Genomic DNA, 22,782 nt, shown 5'->3' with positions numbered 1-22,782 from the left:
GCGTCGTAGGCTACTTTTGCCTGCACTACAACGCCAGTTTTCGTACTGTTCTCAGTCAACTTTTGCGCCACTGAGCCGTTCGAACGCGTGACTGGTGCGTGTGACGAAACCTGTATCGGCACGAATCACAAAGAATGCACCAATGTCGTGTTTTTCGGCATAGTCCCAGGCCCTTTCAGGCCCGAGAATCAGCAACAGCGTCGATAGTCCATCGGCCATCAGCGCTGAAGGATGAATTACCGTGACCGACGCCAGATCATGTAGGACCGGCGCACCGGTCCAGGCATCGAAGGTGTGGGAATAACGCCGGCCATCCTGTTGAAAATAGTTGCGGTAGTCGCCTGAAGTGGAGAGACCGAAGCCATCGACATTGATGACGCGCTCTGCAACCTGCTGATCGTCGCGCGGCTCTTCCAGTGCGATACGCCATGGCGAACCGTCGGGCTTCCTGCCGGACGCCTTGAGTTCGCCAGTGGCTTCGGCAAGGTAATCATGTATGCCCAGAGCCTGGAGCCGCGCAGCAATGGTGTCGACCGCGTAACCGGCTGCGATGCTGTTGAAATCCACCTCGACCGCCGCGTCCTTGCACAACTGGTCACCGTCGATGCGCAGGTGCTGATGACCGACCCGCTGTCGCACCTCGGCCAGCGCTGCCGTATCCGGGACTTTTTCTTCACGCCCCTGCGGGCCGAACCCCCACAGATTCATCAGCGGTTCGACGGTGAGGTCGTAGGAGCCTTCGCTTTGTCGCGACAGCTGCTCGCCCACGCGGACCAATTCAAGGATCGGCGCGGGCATGACCTGACAGCGATCAGCCGGCAATGCATTGAAGCGCGAGATGTCGGAGTCTGCGCGGTAAGTCGACATCTGCCGGTCGACGCCCGCGAGGATTTTTTCCACTTCGACACGCACCTCCTGCGGGGCAGGCAGATTGGCGTGGCGCACGTACTTGATCGAATAGGTGCTGCCCATCGTCGGGCCACCGAAAGTCTCCAGGGAATCACCGTTGCCGCAGCCGGACAAAAACCCGGTCAGCAGCACGAGAATCGCCCAGCGTCCAGTTAACAATTCTTCATCTCCCCGCAAAACCGCGCCGGCCATTATGGGCTACGAGCGCAACGCTTTCTTACAAGATTTAGAGCGAGTACCTACCCATGTCTTCCACGACCGGCAAAGGCAAGGCGATTTTTCGCGTTGTCAGCGGCAACTTTCTCGAGATGTTCGACTTTATGGTCTACGGCTTCTATGCCACGGCCATTGCCAAGACCTTCTTTCCCACCGACAGCGCCTTCGCGTCCCTGATGCTTTCCTTGGCCACGTTTGGCGCCGGCTTCCTGATGCGCCCGCTGGGGGCGATTTTTCTCGGCGCCTACATCGACCGACATGGCCGGCGCCAGGGCCTGATCATCACGCTGGCCATGATGGCGGCCGGCACCGTGCTGATTGCCTGCGTGCCGGGCTACGCCACCCTTGGGGTTGCCGCGCCGCTGATCGTGCTGTTCGGCCGATTGCTGCAAGGTTTCTCGGCCGGCGTGGAACTGGGCGGGGTGTCGGTGTATCTGGCGGAAATCGCCACGCCGGGCCGCAAGGGCTTTTTCGTCAGCTGGCAGTCCGCCAGCCAGCAAGCGGCGGTGGTATTCGCCGGCCTGCTCGGTGTCGGTCTCAACCATTGGCTGAGCCCGGAACAGATGGGCGACTGGGGCTGGCGCGTGCCGTTCCTGATCGGCTGCATGATCGTCCCGGTGATTTTTGTCATCCGCCGCTCGCTGGAGGAAACCCCGGAGTTCCAGGCGCGCAAACATCGCCCTACTCTGCAGGAAATCATCCGTTCGATCGGTCAGAACTTTGGCATCGTCATCGCTGGCATGGCGCTGGTGGTCATGACAACGGTGTCGTTCTACCTGATCACTGCCTACACACCGACCTTCGGCAAGGCGGAATTGCACCTATCGGACTTCGATGCGTTGCTGGTGACCGTGTGCATCGGCCTGTCGAACTTCTTCTGGTTGCCGGTGATGGGCGCGGTGTCTGACAAGGTAGGTCGTAAACCCCTACTGCTGGCGGCGACGATTCTGGCGATCCTGACCGCTTACCCGGCACTGTCCTGGCTGGTGGCGAACCCGAGCTTCAGCCATTTGTTGATCGTCGAATTGTGGCTGTCGTTCCTGTACGGTTCGTACAACGGGGCAATGGTGGTGGCACTCACCGAAATCATGCCGGTAGAAGTTCGTACGACTGGCTTCTCGCTGGCCTACAGCCTGGCGACCGCCACCTTTGGTGGCTTTACCCCGGCGGCCTGCACTTATCTGATTCATGTGCTGGACAACAAGGCGGCGCCGGGGATCTGGCTCAGTGGCGCAGCCGTATTGGGCCTGATCGCCACGCTGGTGCTGTTCCGTGGCAACAGGCACGAACTGCGCACGGCCCAAGCCGCCATCCCCCGCTAAGGCAAATCGCGCGCAAACAAAAACGCCCCGACCAGAGCCGGGGCGTTTTCATTTGCAGCTAAGGCTTAGCGCGGGAACGCTGGCGGGTTTACACCGGCCATGTCTTCCATCACGCGAACCACCTGGCAGCTGTAGCCGAACTCGTTGTCGTACCAGACGTACAGAACAACGCGGTTGTCCTGAACGATGGTCGCTTCAGCATCGACCACACCGGCGTGACGCGAGCCCACGAAGTCGGTCGAAACCACTTCCTGCGAGTTGACGAAGTCGATTTGCTTGTGCAGATCGGAGTGCAGCGCCATGTAGCGCAGGTACTCGTTCATCTCTTCACGGGAGGCGGCTTTCTCAAGGTTCAGGTTGAGAATGGCCATGGACACGTTCGGCGTCGGAACGCGGATCGCGTTACCGGTCAGCTTGCCGGCCAGCTCAGGCAGGGCCTTGGCAGCAGCGGTGGCAGCACCGGTCTCGGTGATGACCATGTTCAGCGCGGCGCTACGGCCACGGCGATCGCCCTTGTGGAAGTTGTCGATCAGGTTCTGGTCGTTGGTGTACGAGTGAACGGTTTCGACGTGACCGTTGATGATGCCGAACTTGTCATTCACGGCTTTCAGCACCGGCACGATGGCGTTGGTGGTGCAGGAAGCGGCGGACACGATCTTGTCGTCAGCAGTGATTTCGTTGTGGTTGATACCGTGAACGATGTTCTTCAGCTTGCCCTTGCCAGGCGCGGTCAGAACAACGCGGTCGATACCCGGGCACGCCAGGTGCTGGCCCAGACCATCGGCATCACGCCATACGCCGGTGTTGTCCACCAGCAGCGCATCTTTGATGCCGTACTGGGTGTAGTCCACTTCGGTAGGGTTCTTCGCGTAGATAACCTGGATCAGGTTGCCGTTGGCGGTGATGGTGTTGTTTTCTTCGTCGATGGTGATGGTGCCGTTGAACGAACCGTGTACCGAATCGCGACGCAGCAGGCTGGCGCGTTTGGTCAGGTCGTTTTCGGCGCCCTTGCGCACCACGATGGCACGCAGACGCAGGCCGTCGCCGCCACCGGTTTTCTCGATCAGGATACGCGCCAGCAGACGGCCGATACGACCGAAGCCGTACAGCACAACGTCGGTGCCTTTGCGGGCCGAAGCGTTTTGCTGGCCTACCACGTCAGCCATTTCTTCACGCACGAACTGCTCGGCGGTGCGGCCGTTGCCTTCGTTGCGGAATTTGTACGCCAGCTTGCCCAGATCTACCGAGGCCGCGCCGAGCTTGAGCTCGCTCATGGCCTTGAGCAGTGGGAATGTTTCGTGGACGGAGAGTTCGCTGTCGTCGGCAGAACGGTGGCGAGCAAAGCGGTGAGCTTTGAGAATCGCGATGACAGACTGGTTGATCAGGCTGCGGCCATAGATCGAGCTCACCACGTTGTTGTTGCGGTAGAGCTGACCGATAAGCGGAATCATCGCTTCTGCGAGTGCTTCACGGTCGATCCATTCACCAAGACACTGGTCGGGCTTCTGAGTCACGGTAACCTTCCACATGTAGGGGCAGAAAAAAGGGGCTACATTATGCCGCCGAGAACCTCTTGTAGCAATGCGCGCCTGTCGCGCAATCGGTAACAAAAATCCGTTCAAAAAAATAACGCCCTCCGCCAGCCCAGTAAATACGGGGCTTCCAGCGCAGTCAGTTTTTCGACGACTGTTAGACGATGTCTGTAACCCTCCGTAACACCACCGACTTTTGGCACTACATAACCGTAAAAAAAGCGCTGGTTTTTATGGTTACCACTACATTTTTCCCAAACGGTGCAGATAGACGCATCCTGCAACTGACAGGCGGCACCGGACGCCGCTACAATTACCGACTTTGTCGCAACGCCTGGAGCTCAACCTTCCGTGCCTGTTCTGCGTCTACCGCTTCTCCCTGCCGCGGCAGGTAAACAGCACTGGGGCAACCTCCCCGGTGCCGCCCTGAGCCTGGCGATTGCCGAGGCTGCCAGCGCTGCCAAGCGCTTCACGCTGCTTTTGACCGCCGACAGCCAGAGTGCCGAACGGCTGGAGCAGGAGCTGAGTTTCTTCGCCCCGGATTTGCCGGTGCTGCATTTCCCCGACTGGGAAACCCTGCCCTACGATCTGTTTTCGCCGCACCAGGACATCATTTCCCAGCGTATTGCCAGCCTTTATAGGCTGCCGGAGCTGGAACATGGCGTGCTGGTGGTGCCGATCACCACCGCCCTGCACCGTCTGGCGCCGACCAAATTCCTGCTCGGCAGCAGCCTGGTGCTGGATGTCGGGCAGAAACTCGATGTCGAGCAGATGCGCTCACGGCTCGAAGCCAGTGGCTATCGCTACGTCGACACGGTCTACGAGCACGGCGAGTTCACCGTACGTGGGGCACTGATCGACCTGTTCCCGATGGGCAGCAAACTGCCTTATCGCATCGATCTGTTCGACGACGAAATCGAAACCCTGCGCACCTTCGATCCGGAAAATCAGCGCTCCATCGACAAAGTCGATTCGGTCAAGCTGCTGCCGGCCAAGGAATTCCCGCTGCAGAAAGACGCGGTCACTCGCTTCAAGGCGCGTTTTCGCGAGCGCTTCGACGTCGACTTCCGTCGCTGCCCGATCTTCCAGGACCTGAGCAGCGGCATCACGCCGGCCGGTATCGAGTACTACCTGCCGCTGTTCTTCGAAGAAACCTCAACCCTGTTCGATTACCTGCCACAGGACACTCAAGTGTTCTCGCTGCCGGGCATCGAGCAGGCGGCGGAAAACTTCTGGAACGATGTGCGCAACCGTTATGAAGAGCGCCGCGTCGATCCATCCCGTCCTTTATTGCCGCCGGCCGAACTGTTCCTGCCGGTGGAAGACTGCTTCGCCCGCCTGAAGAACTGGCCGCGCGTGGTCGCCAGCCAGCAGGACGTGGAAACTGGCGTCGGCCGCGAGCGCTTCCCGGCGCAGGCATTGCCGAATCTGGCGATCGAAGCCAAGGCTACCCAGCCGTTAGCCGCACTTTCGGCATTCCTCGACGAGTTCCCGGGACGCGTGCTGTTCACTGCCGAATCCGCGGGCCGTCGCGAAGTGCTGCTGGAGTTGCTGGATCGCCTGAAGCTGCGACCGAAAACCGTCGACAGCTGGCCGGACTTCGTCGCGAGCAAGGATCGCCTGGCGATCACCATTGCCCCGCTCGACGAAGGCCTGATGCTGGACGACCCGGCGCTGGCACTGGTTGCGGAAAGTCCGCTGTTCGGCCAGCGCGTGATGCAGCGTCGCCGCCGCGAAAAACGCGCCGACGCCAACAACGATGCAGTGATCAAGAACCTCACCGAGCTGCGCGAAGGCGCGCCGGTGGTGCACATCGACCACGGCGTCGGTCGTTATCTCGGCCTGACGATTCTGGAAATCGACAATCAGGCCGCCGAATTCCTGACCCTCGAATACGCCGAGAACGCCAAGCTCTACGTGCCGGTGGCCAACCTGCATTTGATCGCCCGTTACACCGGCAGCGACGATGCGTTGGCTCCGCTGCACCGCCTCGGCTCCGAGACCTGGCAGAAAGCCAAGCGCAAGGCCGCCGAGCAAGTGCGCGACGTGGCTGCCGAACTGCTCGACATCTATGCCCGCCGCGCCGCCCGCGAAGGTTATGCGTTTGCCGATCCGAAGGCCGATTACGCGACCTTCAGCGCCGGTTTCCCGTTCGAAGAAACCCCGGACCAGCAATCCACCATCGAAGCCGTGCGCGAGGACATGCTTTCGCCGAAACCGATGGATCGACTGGTCTGCGGCGATGTGGGTTTCGGCAAGACCGAAGTCGCCATGCGCGCCGCGTTCATCGCCGTGCACGGCGGCAAGCAAGTGGCGATCCTGGTGCCGACCACCCTGCTCGCCCAGCAGCATTACAACAGCTTCCGCGACCGCTTCGCCGACTGGCCGGTGACCGTGGAAGTGATGAGCCGCTTCAAGTCGGCCAAGGAAGTCAACGCTGCGGTGGCCGAACTGGCCGAGGGCAACATCGACATCGTCATCGGCACCCACAAGTTGCTGCAGGACGACGTCAAAATCAAAAATCTCGGGCTGGTGATCATCGACGAAGAGCACCGTTTCGGTGTCCGTCAGAAGGAACAGCTCAAGGCTCTGCGCAGCGAAGTCGACATTCTTACGCTGACCGCCACGCCGATTCCGCGCACGCTGAACATGGCGGTGTCGGGCATGCGCGACCTGTCGATCATCGCCACGCCGCCGGCGCGACGCCTGTCGGTGCGCACCTTCGTCATGGAGCAGAACAAGAGCACGGTCAAAGAGGCCTTGCTGCGTGAGCTGCTGCGCGGTGGACAGGTTTACTACCTGCACAACGACGTGAAGACCATCGAGAAGTGCGCCGCCGAACTGGCCGAACTGGTGCCGGAAGCGCGGATCGGCATCGGCCACGGGCAGATGCGCGAACGCGAACTCGAACAGGTGATGAGCGACTTCTATCACAAGCGCTTCAACGTGCTGATCGCCTCGACCATCATCGAGACCGGCATCGACGTGCCGAGCGCCAACACCATCATCATCGAGCGTGCCGACAAGTTCGGTCTGGCGCAGTTGCACCAGTTGCGCGGCCGCGTTGGCCGTAGCCACCACCAGGCTTACGCCTACCTGCTGACCCCGCCGCGCCAGCAGATTACCGGCGATGCGGAAAAACGTCTGGAGGCGATTGCCAATACTCAGGATCTGGGCGCTGGCTTCGTACTGGCCACCAACGACCTGGAAATCCGTGGTGCCGGCGAACTGCTGGGCGACGGTCAGAGCGGGCAGATTCAGGCTGTCGGCTTCACGCTGTACATGGAAATGCTCGAGCGCGCGGTGAAGTCGATCCGCAAGGGCGAACAGCCGAACCTCGACCAACCGCTCGGCGGTGGCCCGGAAGTCAACCTGCGGGTGCCGGCGCTGATTCCGGAAGATTACCTGCCGGACGTGCACGCCCGCCTGATCCTGTACAAGCGCATCGCTTCGGCCACCGATGAGGAAGGCCTGAAAGATCTGCAAGTGGAGATGATCGACCGTTTTGGTCTGCTGCCAGAGCCGACCAAGAATCTGGTACGCATCACGGCGCTGAAATTGCAGGCCGAACAGTTGGGCATCAAGAAAGTCGATGGCGGCCCGCAAGGCGGACGCATCGAGTTCGCGGCGCAGACGCCGGTCGACCCGATGACCCTGATCAAACTGATCCAGAGTCAGCCAAAACGCTACAAATTCGAAGGCGCCACGATGTTCAAGTTCCAGGTGCCGATGGAGCGCCCGGAAGAGCGCTTTAATACTGTGGAGGCGCTGTTCGAGCGCCTCATCCCGAAAACTGCTTGAAGGACGCCGCATGCGCCTGTTTCGCTCATTGACCTTGCTACTGACTCTGGTAGCACCGACGGCGTTTGCCGATGACCTGTATCAGGTCGAAATGATTCTGGTGCGCCAGAACGCCGTCCCGGCGATTGTCAGCCGCGCGGCACCGGAAGACTGGGCGGCGGGCGCCCAGCGGCTGGGCGATGACAGTAAACGCACGCCGGCGCTGAACGACGTTGTGACCAAACTCACCGCCAGCGGCGAGTACAGCGTGCTGATGCACAAAGCCTGGCAGCAGACGCTGGGCGAAACGCCTGCCAAAGTGGCGGTCAGCGAAGGTCAGGAGCAGTTCGGCCAGTTCCCGATCGAAGGCACGATTGAAATGAAGCTCGGGCGCTTCACCGATGTGAACGCCGATTTCTGGGTCAACCAGATCGACGCCAACGGCATGGTCACCGCCAGCGAGCGTCTGAAACAGGACAGCCATACCAAAAATGGCCAACTCAACTACCTCGATAACGGCCACCTGGCCCTGCTGATCAAGATCACTTCACTGACGGCGCCCGCGCCTCGGGAAGCGCCTGAAGCCATTCCGGACTGACTGAAGTCCTTATGTCCCCGCCTCTGAGTAAACCGCTGGCCTCCTCCTGGGTCAGTCGGTTCAAGGAACAAAGCCTGGAGCGTGGCCGCCGCTATGCCCTGGAAAACCGGGTGCGATTCGTGCAGGTCGGCGACGCGACCATTACCGCCAGCTGCGAAGGTTCTGGCGGTAATGTGTACCGTCAGACGATTCATCTGCGCGAGTCGGCCAAAGGCACGCTGCTGATGGTCGACGCCACCTGCACCTGCCCGGTACACAGCAACTGCAAACATTGCGCGGCGGTGTTGCTGCAAGTGCAGGAAACCCTCGAATACCCCGCCGCCGCCAAAGACGCCGAACTGCTGGAAAAACTCCAGGCCGTACTGGAAAACCGCAGCCCGAAAGCGCCGCCGCAAGTGCTGGTGGACAACGTGCAACCGGTGCCGCGTCTGTGGCTGGCCAGCGTCGAGTTCAGCGCATTCGAACCGCGTAACGGCAAAATGCAGCGTTATATCCAGCATCGCGCGGCGCTGTCCTTCAGTTACCTCGACGAATACGTCAGCGGCCAGAAGAACAGCGACATTCTGATTCGCCAGGAAGCGCAGACCCTGCGGGTCAAGCGCCATCCGGACGTCGAGCAAAGCTACCGCGAGCAGTTGCGAATTCTCGGTTTCCGCATCGCCACCCGGCAGAGCAAAGCCCTGCCGGAAAGCGCCGGAGAACTCTACGAGATGGTCAACGACAGCGCCTGGCTGACGTTCACCCTCAACGATCTGCCGAAGCTGCGCACTCAGGGCTGGGAGCTGCTGGTCGATGATGAGTTCGGTTTCGACCTGACTGCCGTGGACGACTGGTACGCCACCGTCGAGCAGACGCCGGAACGCGACTGGTTCGATCTGGAGCTGGGGATCATCGTCAACGGTGAGCGCCTGAGCCTGCTGCCGATCCTGCTCAACCTGATGCGTTCGCACACGGAAATCCTCAACCCGGAACGTCTCGCCCGCCGTCGCGATGATGAACTGATTCTGGTGAACATCCCGCAACGCAACAGCGAGCACGGGCCATTGCAAGTCGCCCTGCCCCTCGGCCGGCTGAAGCCGGTGCTGGCGACCCTTGGCGAGTTTTATATGCAGGAGCCGGGCGAAACCACCCTGCGCCTGAGCAAGGCCGACGCCACGCGCCTGAATTCGCTGGAAGGCATTCCCCTGCTCTGGGAGGGTGGCGAGCAGATTCGCAGCTTCGCCCAGCGCTTGCGCGACATCCGCGATTACAGCGCCAAAGCACCGAAGGGGCTGAATGCGACGCTGCGTCCTTATCAGCTCGAAGGCTTGAGCTGGATGCAGTCGCTGCGGCAACTTGAGGTCGGCGGGATTCTCGCGGACGACATGGGCTTGGGCAAAACCCTACAGACATTGGCGCACATTCTCAGCGAGAAGAACGCCGGACGCCTGGATCGCCCGAGCATGGTGGTAATGCCTACCAGCCTGATTCCCAACTGGCTCGACGAAGCGGCGCACTTCACGCCACAGCTCAAGGTTGTCGCGCTGTACGGCGCCAGTCGTAAAAAGCACTTCGAGCATCTGGCCGATTACGATCTGATCCTCACCACTTATGCGCTGCTGCCCAAGGATGTCGAACGTCTGGCCCAGCAGCCGCTGCACGTGCTGGTGCTGGATGAGGCGCAGTACATCAAGAACCCGAACAGCAAAGCCGCCCAGGCTGCCCGTGAACTCAATGCGCGTCAGCGCCTATGTCTGAGCGGGACGCCGCTGGAAAACCATCTGGGTGAACTGTGGTCACTGTTTCACTTCTTGCTGCCCGGCTGGCTCGGCGACGTCAAAAGCTTCAACGCCGATTACCGCGTGCCGATTGAAAAACGCGCCAGCGAAGTCAGACTTCAGCACCTCAACGGTCGGATCAAACCGTTCCTGCTGCGCCGCACCAAGGAGCAGGTTGCGACCGAGCTGCCGCCGAAAACCGAAATCATTCATTGGGTCGAGCTCAACGAAGCGCAGCGCGACGTGTACGAAACCATGCGCCTGGCCATGGATAAAAAGGTTCGCGACGAAATCACCCGTAAAGGCGTGGCGCGCAGTCAGATCATCATTCTCGAGGCGCTGCTCAAGCTGCGTCAGGTCTGTTGCGATTTGCGCCTGGTCAATGACGCCACCCTGCCCGCTCGCGGCAGCACATCAGGCAAGCTCGACAGCCTGATGGAAATGCTCGAGGAGTTGTTTGAGGAAGGCCGGCGGATTCTGCTGTTCTCGCAGTTCACTTCGATGCTGTCACTGATCGAGGATGAACTGAAAAAACGCAACGTCGCCTATGCGCTGTTGACGGGACAGACCCGTGATCGGCGCACACCGGTGAAGGAATTCCAGAGCGGCAAGCGTCAGATCTTTCTCATCAGCCTGAAGGCCGGCGGTGTGGGCCTGAACCTGACGGAAGCGGACACGGTGATTCACTACGATCCGTGGTGGAACCCGGCGACCGAGAATCAGGCAACCGACCGCGCGTATCGCATTGGCCAGGAGAAGCCGGTATTCGTCTACAAGATGATTGCCCGGGGCACGGTCGAGGAGAAGATTCAGCACTTGCAGCGGGAAAAATCCGACCTGGCGGCCGGCGTGCTGGATGGGCGCAAGGCCGGGGACTGGAAGCTGCAGAGTGATGATATCGAGGCGCTGTTTGCGCCGTTGCCGGACAAGTTTGAAAAGCGCTGAGATCTTCGTCGGCTATCAGATCGATTCGCGGGCAAGCCCGCTCCCACAGGTTTAGCGTGACCTCTGTGGGAGCGGGCTTGCCCGCGAAAAGGCTCGACTCGGTTTCGAGCCAGACTCAGCCCTTGAGTACGCGCGCCAACGTCGACTTCACCTTGCCCATGCCATCGTGCAACGCCTGCTCGATCTCGGCCATGGTGATCACTTCAGTGGTCTTGCCCGCAGCCGGGTTCACCACCAGCGACAGACACGCGTAATCCAGATCCAGCTCGCGAGCCAGCGCCGCTTCCGGCATGCCGGTCATGCCGACGATGTCGCAGCCGTCACGCTCCAGTCGCACGATCTCGGCCACGGTTTCCAGACGCGGGCCCTGGGTGCAGGCATAAACGCCTTGATCGCTGTACTCGCACCCTTCCGCAGCCAACGCAGCAATCAATTGCTGACGCAGCGGTTCGCTGTAGGGAAAGCTGAAGTCGATGTGTGTGACATGTTCCAGATCATCGGCGAAATAGGTGTGCTCGCGACCGCTGGTGTAGTCCACGATCTGATGCGGCACGCAGAAATGTCCGGTGCCCATTGCAGGATGAATCCCGCCCACGGCGTTGACCGCGATGATCGCTTCGGCCCCGGCCTGCTTCAACGCCCACAGGTTGGCGCGATAGTTGACCTTGTGCGGCGGGAAGCGATGCGGGTGACCGTGACGAGCGAGGAACAGCACTTCCTTGCCGGCGTATTCGCCAATCTGGACTTCGGCCGATGGCGCCCCGTAAGGCGTATCCACCGCCAGCGACTGGCGAATGCTCAGGCCCTCCAGCTGGGTCAGACCGGTGCCGCCGATGATTGCGTAAACCGTCATAGCGAAAAATCCTTAATCGATCAGTTGAGCGTCTTTGAGCGCGCCGACAGCGGTCAGCCAGCGCGGATCCTGACGGTATTCGGTATTGGCGAATGCCTGACCGCGCATGCGTGCGATGCGCGGCGACGGCTTGACCTTCATGCGCTGCGCGGCACTCAGGGCCAGCTCGGCAGCTGCGCGGTCGTTGCACACCAGGCCCATGTCGCAACCGGCACTCAGTGCCGCTTCGATACGGCTGGCGGCGTCGCCGACCACGTGGGCGCCGGCCATCGACAGGTCATCGCTGAAGATCACGCCGTCGAACTGCAACTCGCCACGCAGAATGTCCTGCAGCCAGCGCCGGGAGAAACCGGCAGGTTGTGTGTCGACTTGCGGATAAATCACGTGAGCCGGCATGACCGCGGCCAGTTGCTTGCTGAGTCTGGCGAACGGCACCAGGTCGTTGGCGCGGATCTCTTCGAGGCTGCGCTCGTCGTTGGGGATCGCGACGTGGGAGTCGGCTTCCGCCCAGCCATGGCCGGGGAAATGCTTGCCGGTGGCGGCCATGCCCACGCTGCTCATGCCTTTGATGAAAGCGCCTGCGAGCAGTGCGGCGCGCTCCGGATTGCCTTCGAAAGAACGGGTGCCGACCACGGCGCTGCGCTGGTAATCCAGATCCAGCACCGGCGCGAAGCTCAGGTCGAGTCCGACCGCCAGCACTTCGGTGGCCATAATCCAGCCGCACTGCTCGGCCAGATACTCGGCGTTCGGGTTATCAGCGATGGCGCGCATGGCTGGCAAACGGACGAAGCCCTGACGCAGACGCTGGACGCGACCGCCCTCCTGGTCCACCGCCAGCAGCAAGTCCGGACGAATGGCACGGATCGCCGCGCTCAGCTCGCGCACCTGGCGCGGATGCTCGATGTTGCGGGCGAAGATGATCAGGCCGCCCACTTCGGGCTGGCGCAACAATTGGCGATCTTCGGCCGTCAGCCAGGTACCGGCGACGTCCACCATCAACGAGCCTTGCAGGCCAGCAGTCATAGAAATTCCTTGAAAACGAAAAACCCGTCGCCCACGAAATCACCACCAGGGACATTGCCCGGCGGGTCGGTGATTTCAATGAGAAACGGGTTCAGGACGAGAGTCGACATGGGCGGCTAGCTTAGCGGATGTCAGCTGCCGCGCCCACCCATGGAGGGTTAAACCTTGGCAGGTGCCGGCGCGGATTTGCTCCGTGGCCGCAACTGCGCGGTGGCCATTGCCGTGTCGGTGACGCCGGTTTCGGCACGCATGCCGGCTGCCAGGAACGGCACCATCAGACGCATCACCTGCTCGATGGAGGTGTTGACGCCGAAATCGGTCTCGGCAATCGCACGCAAGGCCTTGATCCCGGACATGCTGAACGCCGCAGCGCCGAGCATGAAGTGCACGCGCCAGAACAGTTCGATCGGAGGAATACGCGGGGCAGCTTCGTTAACCAAGAGCATGTAGCGGCGGAATACCTTGCCGTACATGTCTTCCAGATAACGGCGCAAGTGGCCCTGGCTCTGACTGAAGGCCAGACCGAGCAAACGCATGAAGATCGACAGATCGTTGCCGCTGCGTGGCTGTACCACCAGCGCTTGCTCGACGAGGATTTCCAGCAACTCCTCGAGCGAAGGCTTGTTCTCTGGTTTGGCCTGACGGCGCTCCAGCTCTTTGTCGAGGCTGATGCAGAACGGACCGAGAAAGCGCGAGAAAACCGCCTGGATCAGCGCCTTCTTCGAGCCGAAGTGATAGTTCACCGCAGCGAGGTTGACCCCTGCCTTGCTGGTGATCAGACGCAATGAGGTTTCAGCAAAACCTTTTTCCGCGAACAGCTGTTCTGCAGCATCAAGAATGCGTTCAACGGTTTCCGACTGGGCCATGGCTACTCCGCCTGACAAACACTTGTTTGAAACATACGTTTCAGTCTGTGCCTTGTCAAGCCTGCCGGTTCGTTTTGGGAATGGTCAGTCAGATATTTAACCACAACAAGGACGCCACATTAATCTGGGTCGTCACTGACCGTCCGGCGGCATGGCAAAAAACGATCATTGCCAAGACCGCTTCACTGTATATAATCCCAGTCACTGTATAAAAAGACAGAGCGATCAATATGCTTAAGCTGACGCCACGCCAAGCCGAGATTCTGGCCTTTATCAAACGCTGCCTCGAAGACAACGGCTACCCGCCGACCCGTGCGGAAATCGCTCAGGAACTGGGTTTCAAATCGCCCAACGCGGCCGAAGAGCACCTCAAGGCGCTCGCTCGCAAAGGCGCAATCGAAATGACTCCGGGCGCCTCTCGCGGCATTCGAATTCCAAGTTTCGAAGCCAAGGTCGACGAGTCCACGCTGCCGATCATCGGTCGAGTGGCTGCCGGCGCGCCGATTCTCGCTCAGCAACACATCGAAGAGTCCTGCAACATCAACCCGGCCTTCTTTCATCCGCGCGCCGATTATCTGTTGCGCGTTCATGGCATGAGCATGAAGGACATCGGCATTTTCGACGGTGACCTGCTGGCGGTTCACACCACCCGCGAGGCACGCAACGGTCAGATCGTGGTTGCGCGGATCGGCGATGAAGTCACCGTCAAACGCTTCAAGCGTGACGGCAGTAAAGTCTGGCTGATTGCCGAAAACCCCGAGTTCGCCCCTATCGAAGTCAACCTGAAAGACCAGGAGCTGGTTATCGAAGGCTTGAGTGTCGGCGTCATCCGCCGCTAAAGGAGGCTTTATGCAGTTCCCACACGCACCTCAGCAAACACAACTGCCGTTGTTCGAAGCGTTTCTGGCGCAACCGCTCGCCCCCATCCTCAAGGATGTCGTCGAGCGTCCGTGGAATAACGAACCCGAAGCGTTCAGTGAGCTGTCACTGCGCGGTGCGGCCGGGAACTGTCTGAACCTGCTGGCACCGATTCTTCGCGAATTGAGCGAGGATCAGGACGCACGCTGGCTGACCCTGATTGCACCGCCTGCCAGCCTGACCCAGACCTGGTTGCGGGACGCTGGATTGAATCGCGAACGGATCCTGCTGTTACAACCGCGCGGCGCCCAAAGCGCTCAGCAATTGGCCTGCGAAGCATTACGCCTGGGGCGCAGCCACACGGTCGTCACGTGGCTGAATCCACTGAGCGCAGGGTCACGGCAACAGTTGATCAGCGCCGCCCGCACCGGGGACGCTCAAAGCCTGAACATTCGTTTGGGATGATTCAGCAACAATGCGCGCCACGTAAAGCGCAGGGCTTCTCCAGGGATAGAGAAGCCGATCTGGAGCAGTAACTGGGAGACAGCGGATCAATGAAGAACCCGCGGCCCCTCATCCTTATCGAATTCTCCCTCAACCATACGCCCCGCCATTTGCACGCCGACACTCAACATCGCTTTGGCAATTTCAACGTGCTGGCCCTGCAGAAACGCCTTGGCATCCTCGGAGAAATCCAGAGTCACCAGAGAACCCTCGTCCTCGGCCCTGCGCAGTTCGATTCGGCCGTCTGGTAGCTCGACAATTTCTAGAAAGGACGTTGGCATATAGGTCTGATCTCCACGAAAGGCAGGGATTATATAGACATCATTCAGGCTTCGCTCGGGATCTTGACCAGCAGCACGCCTCTCGTCGCCGCCAGTACACAGCTCCTCAGCACTCGTTCAAGCCTTCACGGAAACGGATAGCCAGCCCCTTGAGGTTCTGCCGCCAGCTCTCGAGCTCTTCACGGCTCAACTCTTCAACCACCTCTTCTTCATCCAGATTCACTGCCTGAATCAATGGCTGCGTCACATCGCCCTTCGGCTTATGTGGAACGCGTGGCGGCTGAAACAGCGCCGAGTGCGCGGCCAGCAATTTAGCCAGCCAGGTCTCCGGATTGCCCGCCAGCTCAATCATCTCCGCCAGCTCAGGAATGGCAATCGATTCCAGCACTTCGCGGGTCAGCAAGGTTTCCGCTTGCGACGCATTGGCTTGCGGCAGACGATAGAAGCCGGCGATTTCATGACACAGCCCCAACAACGCACCGTAGAGATGAAACAGTGCGGATTCGCGCCCGGCCTGAATCAGCGCCAGCGAGTTCATCGCCCGCCCCTCTTCGGCCCTGGCCAGCGCTTCCAGCGACAAACCCGCGAAATAGATCTTCTGATTGGTACGGGTATAGAGTTCGTGGGCCATGTCGGCACTCTCCACAACGAAATAATTGCTTCACACAGGCCGGACAGTGTCATGGATCAGCCGATGCGATCGCAAGCTTTAAACAAAAAGGCCACATGAAAACCCGAAGGTTGTCATGCGGCCTTTTGTCGTGTTGGGCCGATAACATCAGCCCATCGCAAGGTCGGAGTCAGCTCAAGCCTTGGCTTTCGCCGGACGCTTGTCCTCGACCGTCCACTTGCCACCGTCGAAGAACGCTTTCCAGCCAGTCGGTTTGCCGTCGACTTCGGTCTGAACGTATTGCTCCTTGGTCTTGCGGCTGTAGCGGATCACGGCTGGCAAGCCATCCGGATCCTTCTGCGGCGCTTCGCACAGGAAATGATACTTCGGATCGATTTCGTCCTTGTGCGGCAGAATCTCGATCACCAGCGGAGCACGGGTCTCGCGGTTTTTCGGGAACTGACTGGCCGCCAGAAACAGGCCGGACGCACCGTCACGCAGGATGTAGGTGTCGTTGACCTTTTCGCATTTCAGCTCCGGCATCTTCACCGGATCCATCTTCGGCGGCGCCGCATCGCCGCTCTTCAGCAGCTTGCGGGTGTTCTTGCACGTCGGGTTGGTGCAACCGAAGAATTTGCCGAAACGGCCGGTCTTGAGCTGCATCTCGCTGCCGCACTTATCGCATTCCAGGCTCGGACCTTCGTAGCCCTTTATGCGATAGCTGCCTTCTTCGATTTCGTAGCCGGCGCAATCCGGATTGTTACCGCAGATGTGCAGCTTGCGCTTCTCGTCGAGCAGGTAGGCGTCCATCGCCGTGCTGCAGATCGGGCAGCGATGCTTGCCGCGCAGTACCAGGGATTCCGACTCGCCCTCGTCGTCCGCCGCGATTTCATCGCCCGGCACCAGGTTGACGGTGGCCTTGCAGCGTTCTTTCGGCGGCAGGCTGTAGCCCGAGCAGCCGAGGAACACGCCAGTCGAGGCAGTACGAATCTGCATTGGACGGCCGCAGGTGGTGCAAGGAATATCGGTCATTACCGGCTGGTTGGCACGCATGCCGGCTTCCGGATTCTCCGCCACTTCGAGTTTTTTCTTGAAGTCGCCGTAGAACTCGTCCAGCACGTTTTTCCAGTCGCGTTCGCCCTGGGCCACGTCATCGAGGTTCTCTTCCATGCCGGCGGTGAAGCCGTAGTCCATGAGGTTCGAGAAGCTTTCCGACAGACGTTCGGTAACGATGTCGCCCATCTTTTCCGAATAGAAACGACGGTTGTGCAGGGTCACGTAGCCGCGATCCTGAATGGTCGAGATGATCGCCGCATAGGTCGAAGGACGGCCGATGCCGCGCTTTTCCATTTCCTTCACCAGGCTGGCTTCCGAATAACGGGCCGGTGGCTTGGTGAAGTGCTGGGACGGATCAAGCTTGATCAGCTTCATCGCGTCGCCCTGCGCCATGTCCGGCAGAACGTCGTCATCGCCAGGCTTGGTGATTTGCGGCAGCACGCGGGTGTAACCGTCGAACTTCAGGATGCGGCCCTTGGCGCGCAGCTCGAAGTCACCGGCAGCGACGCTGACGGTGGTCGACAGGTATTGCGCCGGCAGCATCTGGCAAGCCAGGAACTGGCGCCAGATCAGCTCGTAGAGGCGCTCAGCGTCACGCTCCATGCCGGCCAGCTTGCTTGGCGTGGTGTTGGCGTCGGAAGGACGAATCGCTTCGTGAGCCTCTTGTGCGCCTTCCTTGCTGCTGTAGACGTTTGGCGACTCCGGCAGGTACTTCTTGCCGAATTCGGTTTCGATGTAATCGCGCGCCATCGCCACGGCATCCGCCGAGAGGTTGGTCGAGTCGGTACGCATATAAGTGATGTAGCCGGCTTCGTACAGACGCTGGGCCATCATCATGGTTTTCTTCACACCGAAGCCCAGGCGGTTGCTCGCGGCCTGTTGCAGTGTGGAGGTGATGAACGGTGCCGACGGCTTGCTACTGGTCGGCTTGTCTTCACGTTTGACGATGCTGTAGCTGGAGGATTTGAGTTTCTCCAGCGCGGCCTTCGCCTGCGCTTCGTTCAGCGGCTTGAAGGCCTCGCCTTTTTCGCGAGCGACTTCGAAACGCACGGTCGAGCCTTTGGCGGTGCCGAGATCGGCGTGCACTTCCCAGTACTCTTCCGGGTTGAACGCACGAATCTCACGCTCACGCTCTACCACCAGTTTCACGGCAACCGATTGCACGCGACCGGCGGACAAGCCACGGGCGATCTTCGCCCACAACAGCGGCGAGACCATATAGCCGACGACGCGGTCGAGGAAGCGACGGGCCTGCTGCGCGTTCACTCGATCGATGTCGAGCTCGCCCGGCTCCGAGAAGGCTTCCTGAATCGCCTTCTTGGTGATTTCGTTGAACACCACGCGCTTGTAGCGGCTGTCGTCACCACCGATGGCTTCGCGCAGGTGCCAGGCAATGGCTTCCCCCTCGCGGTCCAAGTCGGTTGCGAGATAGATGGTGTCAGCATCCTTGGCGAGCCGGCGCAGCTCTTCGATGACCTTTTCCTTGCCCGGGAGGATCTCGTACTTGGCTTTCCAGCCGTGTTCAGGATCGACTCCCATCCGCGAGACCAGCTGCTTGCGCGCCTTCTCTTTCGGCGACAGCGCTGGCGCTTCGCCCGCAGCAGCTTTCCCGCGCTTGGCGGCTGGCTCCTTGCTGGCGCTAGCCGAACCGCTGGTGGGCAGGTCTCGGATATGGCCGATACTCGACTTCACCACGTATTGGTTGCCCAGATACTTGTTGATGGTCTTGGCCTTAGCCGGGGATTCCACAATGACCAGCGATTTGCCCATGGATCAGAAAATTCCTGAATTCTAGAAGTGAAAGGCGGTTGGCGCCTGACGCGGCACCGCTATATATAGTGGCTACAAGGTGAGGTCAAGCGCAGGGTTTTGCGCGCACTCGCCTTACGGCTTCGAAAAAAGGCTCGGTTCGGCTTGCACCAAAGCAAAGCGTGGGACCTGCTCGCCGTCAACCTCGACGGACTCCAGGAACATGCTCAAGGGACGTACCCAAAAGCCGTAATCGCCATACAGGGCTTGGTAAAAGACCACTTCTTCTTCGGTCTCGGAATGCCGCGCGACACTGAATACGCGGTACTGGGGACCTTTGTAATGTTGGTAGAGCCCAGGTTGTATCGGCATGCTTCGGCCCTCACTCAAATTTTTTCAAAATAAAAACAAAATAAATCCGCAAAAACAAAAACCGGGGCACTTGGCCCCGGCTTCCATCGACGAGACGCTTAAACGCGTTCGAAGACGGTGGAGATGCCTTGGCCGAGGCCAATGCACATGGTGGCCACCCCGAAGGTGCCGCCATTCTGCTTCATCACGTTCAGCAAAGTGCCGGAAATACGGGCACCGGAGCAACCGAACGGGTGACCCAGGGCGATCGCGCCGCCGTGCAGGTTAACCTTCTCATTCATCTTGTCGAGCACTTTCAGGTCTTTCAGCACTGGCAGGGCCTGTGCGGCGAACGCTTCGTTGAGCTCGAAGAAGTCGATATCGTTGATACCCAGGCCGGCACGCTTCAGTGCTTTCTGAGTAGCCGGTACCGGACCATAGCCCATGATGGCCGGGTCCACACCCGCTACCGCCATCGAGCGAATCACGGCCAGAGGCTGGATGCCCAGGTCCTGTGCACGCTGCGCCGACATCACGATCATGCACGAAGCACCATCGGTGATCTGCGACGAAGTACCGGCCGTCACGGTGCCGCCCTTTGGATTGAACGCCGGCTTCAAAGCCGCCAGACTTTCCAGGGTGGTTTCCGGACGAATGGTTTCGTCGTAGTCGAAGGTTTTCAGGAAACCGTTCTCGTCGTAACCCTGCATCGGGATGATTTCGTCCTTGAACTTGCCTTCCACAGTCGCCTTGTGGGCCAACTGGTGGGAACGCACGCCAAAGGCGTCCTGCTGTTCGCGAGTGATGCCGTGCATTTTGCCCAGCATTTCAGCGGTCAGGCCCATCATGCCCGAGGCTTTCGCCGCGTACAGGGACATGTGCGGGTTCGGATCGACACCGTGCATCATGCTTACGTGACCCATATGCTCGACGCCACCAACCACGAACACGTCACCGTTGCCGGTCATGATCGCTTGCGCAGCGGTGTGCAGCGCGCTCATCGACGAGCCGCACAGACGGCTGACAGTCTGGCCGGCCGAAGTGTGCGGGATCTGGGTCATCAGCGACGCCATACGCGCGATGTTCCAGCCTTGTTCCAGGGTCTGGTTCACACAGCCCCAGATCACGTCCTCGACTTCGGCAGGATCGACCTTGGTGTTGCGTTCCAGCAGTTTGCTGATCAGGTGCGCCGACATGTCTTCGGCGCGGGTGTTGCGGTGCATGCCGCCCTTGGAGCGGCCCATCGGAGTACGACCGAAGTCGACAATCACGACGTCTCTAGGATTCAAGCTCATAAGTTCACTCTCACTCTAGTTGGGGGCGCTTAACCGAAGAAGCTCTGGCCGTTCTTGGCCATTTCGCGCAGCTTCGCGGTCGGGTGGTACAGCGCGCCCAAATCAGCGTACTGGTCGGCCAGGGCAACGAACTCGGCAACACCGATCGAATCGATGTAGCGCAGCGCACCGCCACGGAATGGAGGGAAACCAATACCGTAGACCAGACCCATGTCGGCTTCGGCGGCGGTTTCGACGATGCCGTCTTCCAGGCAACGCACGGTTTCCAGGCACAGCGGGATCATCATCCAATTGATGATGTCTTCGTCAGTGACTTCGCGCTGCTCGTAGACGATCGGCTTGAGCACTTCCAGTACCGACGGATCGGCGACTTTCTTCTGCTTGCCTTTCTTGTCGGCTTCGTAGGCATAGAAGCCCTTACCGTTCTTTTGACCGAGACGCTTGGCTTCGTAAAGCACGTCGATGGCCGAACGACGATCGTCCTTCATGCGGTCAGGGAAGCCTTCAGCCATTACGTCACGACCGTGGTGACCGGTGTCGATACCGACCACGTCCATCAGGTACGCCGGGCCCATCGGCCAGCCGAATTTTTCCATGATCTTGTCGATACGGACGAAGTCCACGCCGGCGCTGACCAGCTTGGCGAAACCGCCGAAGTACGGGAACAGGACGCGGTTGACCAGGAAGCCCGGGCAGTCATTGACGACGATCGGGTTCTTGCCCATTTTCTTGGCGTAGGCAACGGTGGTGGCGATGGCCTGCTCGCTGGATTTCTCGCCACGGATTACTTCCACCAGCGGCATCATGTGCACCGGGTTGAAGAAGTGCATGCCGACGAAGTTTTCCGGACGCTTGAGGGCCTTGGCCAGCAGGCTGATGGAAATGGTCGAGGTGTTGGACGCGAGGATGGTGTCCTCTTTGACCTTGTCTTCGACTTCCGCCAGAACGGCTTGCTTGACCTTCGGGTTCTCGACCACGGCTTCAACGACCAGGTCGACGTGACCGAAATCACCGTACGACAGCGTAGGACGAATGCCGTTGAGCACTTCAGCCATTTTCGCGGCAGTCATGCGGCCTTTATCAACGCGACCGACCAGCAGCTTGGCGGCTTCCGCCAGACCTTGCTCGATGCCGTGCTCGTTGATGTCCTTCATCAGGATCGGCGTACCTTTGGAAGCCGACTGATAGGCGATACCGCCACCCATGATGCCGGCGCCCAGTACGGCAGCCTGCTTCACGTCCTTGGCTATTTCGTCGTAGGCCTTGGCCTTTTTCTTCAGTTCCTGATCGTTCAGGAACAGGCCGATCAAGCTCTGCGCGGCAGAGGTCTTGGCCAGTTTCACGAAACCTGCAGCTTCGACTTCCAGCGCCTTGTCGCGACCGAAGTTCGCGGCTTTCTGGATGGTCTTGATCGCTTCGACCGGGGCCGGGTAGTTCGGACCGGCCTGGCCAGCCACGAAACCTTTGGCGGTTTCGAAAGCCATCATTTGTTCAATGGCGTTCAGCTTGAGCTTTTCCAGCTTCGGCTGACGCTTGGCCTTGTAGTCGAACTCGCCGGAGATGGCGCGCTTGATCAGTTCAAGGGCGGCATCCTGCAGCTTCTCGGGAGCAACCACGGCATCGACGGCGCCGACTTTCAGCGCGTCTTCAGGACGGTTTTCCTTGCCGGCGGCAATCCACTCGATGGCGTTGTCGGCACCGATCAGACGCGGCAGACGCACGGTACCACCGAAGCCTGGGTAGATGCCCAGCTTGACTTCCGGCAGACCGATCTTGGCCTTGGTCGACATGACGCGGTAGTCCGCTGCCAGGCACATTTCCAGACCGCCACCCAGAGCAATGCCATTGATTGCGGCGACGGTCGGAACGTTGAGGTCTTCGAAATCGCTGAAGATCTTGTTGGCTTCGAGATTGCCAGCAACCAGCTCGGCATCCGGCAGCTTGAAGTTGTCGACAAATTCGGTGATGTCGGCGCCGACGATGAACACGTCCTTGCCACTGCTGACGATCACGCCCTTGATCGAAGCATCTGCCTTGATGGTGTCTACGGCCTGACGCAGTTCGTTCAGGGTAAGACGGTTGAACTTGTTGACGGACTCACCCTTGAGGTCGAATTTCAATTCGACGATGCCACTTTCAAGAGCTTTAACCGTGATGGCTTTACCTTCGTAAATCATCAACTGATCTCCACGATATGGAAGCTGAACAGTACACGTCGGACGCAGGCAAATGGCTCGGCAGGACGTTTTTTCGTCGATGCTGACACCCATCCACCCG

General features: G+C 59.9%; 17 protein-coding genes. 6 read left to right on the top strand and 11 right to left on the bottom strand.

All coding sequences use genetic code 11. The features are described 5' to 3' along the window. Positions 1 to 51: 51 nt before the first annotated feature. Positions 52 to 1,101, bottom strand: coding sequence for an FAD:protein FMN transferase (locus ACM6JM_RS24300; RefSeq protein WP_414882634.1), 1,050 nt, complete (start codon positions 1,099 to 1,101; stop codon positions 52 to 54). 53 nt (positions 1,102 to 1,154) lie between these two features. On the opposite strand from ACM6JM_RS24300, the gene ACM6JM_RS24295 reads away from it, so the two are divergent. Continuing rightward, a complete protein-coding gene (locus tag ACM6JM_RS24295; RefSeq protein ID WP_039772790.1) occupies positions 1,155 to 2,447 on the top strand; it encodes an MFS transporter in 1,293 nt (430 codons plus the stop codon). A gap of 65 nt (positions 2,448 to 2,512) precedes the next feature. On the opposite strand, the gene ACM6JM_RS24290 is transcribed toward ACM6JM_RS24295, so the two are convergent. After that, positions 2,513 to 3,976, bottom strand: coding sequence for a glyceraldehyde-3-phosphate dehydrogenase (locus ACM6JM_RS24290; protein WP_039772791.1), 1,464 nt, complete (start codon positions 3,974 to 3,976; stop codon positions 2,513 to 2,515). A 354-nt stretch (positions 3,977 to 4,330) separates the two neighbouring features. Here ACM6JM_RS24290 and mfd point away from each other — a divergent pair, with 354 nt between their 5' ends. Genes mfd through ACM6JM_RS24275 form a run of 3 tightly spaced genes read left to right on the top strand, consistent with a single transcriptional unit; the run spans position 4,331 to position 11,059 of the window. Next, positions 4,331 to 7,780, top strand: coding sequence for a transcription-repair coupling factor (mfd, locus tag ACM6JM_RS24285; RefSeq protein ID WP_074689241.1), 3,450 nt, complete (start codon positions 4,331 to 4,333; stop codon positions 7,778 to 7,780). Between the two features lie 10 nt (positions 7,781 to 7,790). Next, positions 7,791 to 8,357 carry a CsiV family protein gene (locus ACM6JM_RS24280; RefSeq protein ID WP_074689243.1) on the top strand — a complete coding sequence of 189 codons (567 nt, stop codon included), beginning with the start codon at positions 7,791 to 7,793 and terminating at the stop codon, positions 8,355 to 8,357. Between the two features lie 11 nt (positions 8,358 to 8,368). Next, positions 8,369 to 11,059, top strand: coding sequence for an SNF2-related protein (locus ACM6JM_RS24275; protein ID WP_414882633.1), 2,691 nt, complete (start codon positions 8,369 to 8,371; stop codon positions 11,057 to 11,059). Positions 11,060 to 11,174: 115 nt separating this feature from the next. Here the strand turns inward: ACM6JM_RS24275 and ACM6JM_RS24270 are convergent, their stop codons facing one another. The 3 genes from ACM6JM_RS24270 to ACM6JM_RS24260 all read right to left on the bottom strand — a co-directional run bounded on the left by ACM6JM_RS24270 (position 11,175) and on the right by ACM6JM_RS24260 (position 13,801). Further along, positions 11,175 to 11,912 carry an S-methyl-5'-thioinosine phosphorylase gene (locus ACM6JM_RS24270; RefSeq protein ID WP_007953033.1) on the bottom strand — a complete coding sequence of 246 codons (738 nt, stop codon included), beginning with the start codon at positions 11,910 to 11,912 and terminating at the stop codon, positions 11,175 to 11,177. 12 nt (positions 11,913 to 11,924) lie between these two features. Continuing rightward, complete coding sequence (gene nagZ / locus ACM6JM_RS24265; RefSeq protein ID WP_414882632.1) at positions 11,925 to 12,935, bottom strand: beta-N-acetylhexosaminidase; 1,011 nt, start codon at positions 12,933 to 12,935, stop codon at positions 11,925 to 11,927. A 158-nt stretch (positions 12,936 to 13,093) separates the two neighbouring features. Then, entirely contained in the window at positions 13,094 to 13,801 is a 708-nt protein-coding gene (locus ACM6JM_RS24260; RefSeq protein ID WP_007953037.1) for a TetR/AcrR family transcriptional regulator, read from the bottom strand. A 230-nt stretch (positions 13,802 to 14,031) separates the two neighbouring features. Here ACM6JM_RS24260 and lexA point away from each other — a divergent pair, with 230 nt between their 5' ends. Further along, positions 14,032 to 14,640, top strand: a complete 609-nt coding sequence (lexA, locus tag ACM6JM_RS24255; RefSeq protein ID WP_414882631.1) for a transcriptional repressor LexA — start codon at positions 14,032 to 14,034, stop codon at positions 14,638 to 14,640. 10 nt (positions 14,641 to 14,650) lie between these two features. Continuing rightward, entirely contained in the window at positions 14,651 to 15,124 is a 474-nt protein-coding gene (gene sulA, locus ACM6JM_RS24250; RefSeq protein ID WP_039772796.1) for an SOS-induced cell division inhibitor SulA, read from the top strand. An 86-nt stretch (positions 15,125 to 15,210) separates the two neighbouring features. Here sulA and ACM6JM_RS24245 read toward each other — a convergent pair whose 3' ends face one another. The 6 genes from ACM6JM_RS24245 to fadB all read right to left on the bottom strand — a co-directional run bounded on the left by ACM6JM_RS24245 (position 15,211) and on the right by fadB (position 22,682). Then, positions 15,211 to 15,444 carry a hypothetical protein gene (locus tag ACM6JM_RS24245; protein ID WP_007953047.1) on the bottom strand — a complete coding sequence of 78 codons (234 nt, stop codon included), beginning with the start codon at positions 15,442 to 15,444 and terminating at the stop codon, positions 15,211 to 15,213. A gap of 106 nt (positions 15,445 to 15,550) precedes the next feature. After that, positions 15,551 to 16,075 carry a DUF6586 family protein gene (locus tag ACM6JM_RS24240; protein WP_039772797.1) on the bottom strand — a complete coding sequence of 175 codons (525 nt, stop codon included), beginning with the start codon at positions 16,073 to 16,075 and terminating at the stop codon, positions 15,551 to 15,553. Between the two features lie 174 nt (positions 16,076 to 16,249). Then, positions 16,250 to 18,880: a type I DNA topoisomerase gene (gene topA / locus ACM6JM_RS24235; protein WP_074689247.1), complete on the bottom strand. Its 2,631-nt coding sequence runs from the start codon at positions 18,878 to 18,880 to the stop codon at positions 16,250 to 16,252. 114 nt (positions 18,881 to 18,994) lie between these two features. After that, the gene (locus ACM6JM_RS24230; protein ID WP_007953059.1) at positions 18,995 to 19,231 is read right to left on the bottom strand and encodes a DUF1653 domain-containing protein; all 237 of its coding nucleotides are present in this window, start codon (positions 19,229 to 19,231) and stop codon (positions 18,995 to 18,997) included. 98 nt (positions 19,232 to 19,329) lie between these two features. Next, a complete protein-coding gene (fadA, locus tag ACM6JM_RS24225) occupies positions 19,330 to 20,505 on the bottom strand; it encodes an acetyl-CoA C-acyltransferase FadA (RefSeq protein ID WP_007953060.1) in 1,176 nt (391 codons plus the stop codon). 29 nt (positions 20,506 to 20,534) lie between these two features. Beyond that, positions 20,535 to 22,682, bottom strand: a complete 2,148-nt coding sequence (gene fadB, locus ACM6JM_RS24220; protein WP_074689251.1) for a fatty acid oxidation complex subunit alpha FadB — start codon at positions 22,680 to 22,682, stop codon at positions 20,535 to 20,537. Positions 22,683 to 22,782 lie beyond the last annotated feature (100 nt).

Origin of the sequence: Pseudomonas sp. IT-P2 (genome assembly GCF_949767575.1) — a bacterium.
Lineage (GTDB): Bacteria > Pseudomonadota > Gammaproteobacteria > Pseudomonadales > Pseudomonadaceae > Aquipseudomonas > Aquipseudomonas pharyngis.
The sequence above is the reverse complement of the archived record's forward strand: the minus strand, read 5'-3'. Positions and strand labels throughout refer to the sequence as shown.

Bases quoted from the DNA above. Each gene is read 5' to 3' on its own strand.
- ACM6JM_RS24300 (WP_414882634.1), bottom strand. From the start codon at position 1,101: ATGGCCGGCGCGGTTTTGCGGGGAGATGAAGAATTGTTAACTGGACGC.
- ACM6JM_RS24295 (WP_039772790.1), top strand. From the start codon at position 1,155: ATGTCTTCCACGACCGGCAAAGGCAAGGCGATTTTTCGCGTTGTCAGC.
- ACM6JM_RS24290 (WP_039772791.1), bottom strand. From the start codon at position 3,976: ATGTGGAAGGTTACCGTGACTCAGAAGCCCGACCAGTGTCTTGGTGAA.
- ACM6JM_RS24280 (WP_074689243.1), top strand. From the start codon at position 7,791: ATGCGCCTGTTTCGCTCATTGACCTTGCTACTGACTCTGGTAGCACCG.
- ACM6JM_RS24275 (WP_414882633.1), top strand. From the start codon at position 8,369: ATGTCCCCGCCTCTGAGTAAACCGCTGGCCTCCTCCTGGGTCAGTCGG.
- ACM6JM_RS24270 (WP_007953033.1), bottom strand. From the start codon at position 11,912: ATGACGGTTTACGCAATCATCGGCGGCACCGGTCTGACCCAGCTGGAG.
- nagZ (WP_414882632.1), bottom strand. From the start codon at position 12,935: ATGACTGCTGGCCTGCAAGGCTCGTTGATGGTGGACGTCGCCGGTACC.
- ACM6JM_RS24260 (WP_007953037.1), bottom strand. From the start codon at position 13,801: ATGGCCCAGTCGGAAACCGTTGAACGCATTCTTGATGCTGCAGAACAG.
- lexA (WP_414882631.1), top strand. From the start codon at position 14,032: ATGCTTAAGCTGACGCCACGCCAAGCCGAGATTCTGGCCTTTATCAAA.
- sulA (WP_039772796.1), top strand. From the start codon at position 14,651: ATGCAGTTCCCACACGCACCTCAGCAAACACAACTGCCGTTGTTCGAA.
- ACM6JM_RS24245 (WP_007953047.1), bottom strand. From the start codon at position 15,444: ATGCCAACGTCCTTTCTAGAAATTGTCGAGCTACCAGACGGCCGAATC.
- ACM6JM_RS24240 (WP_039772797.1), bottom strand. From the start codon at position 16,075: ATGGCCCACGAACTCTATACCCGTACCAATCAGAAGATCTATTTCGCG.
- topA (WP_074689247.1), bottom strand. From the start codon at position 18,880: ATGGGCAAATCGCTGGTCATTGTGGAATCCCCGGCTAAGGCCAAGACC.
- ACM6JM_RS24230 (WP_007953059.1), bottom strand. From the start codon at position 19,231: ATGCCGATACAACCTGGGCTCTACCAACATTACAAAGGTCCCCAGTAC.
- fadA (WP_007953060.1), bottom strand. From the start codon at position 20,505: ATGAGCTTGAATCCTAGAGACGTCGTGATTGTCGACTTCGGTCGTACT.
- fadB (WP_074689251.1), bottom strand. From the start codon at position 22,682: ATGATTTACGAAGGTAAAGCCATCACGGTTAAAGCTCTTGAAAGTGGC.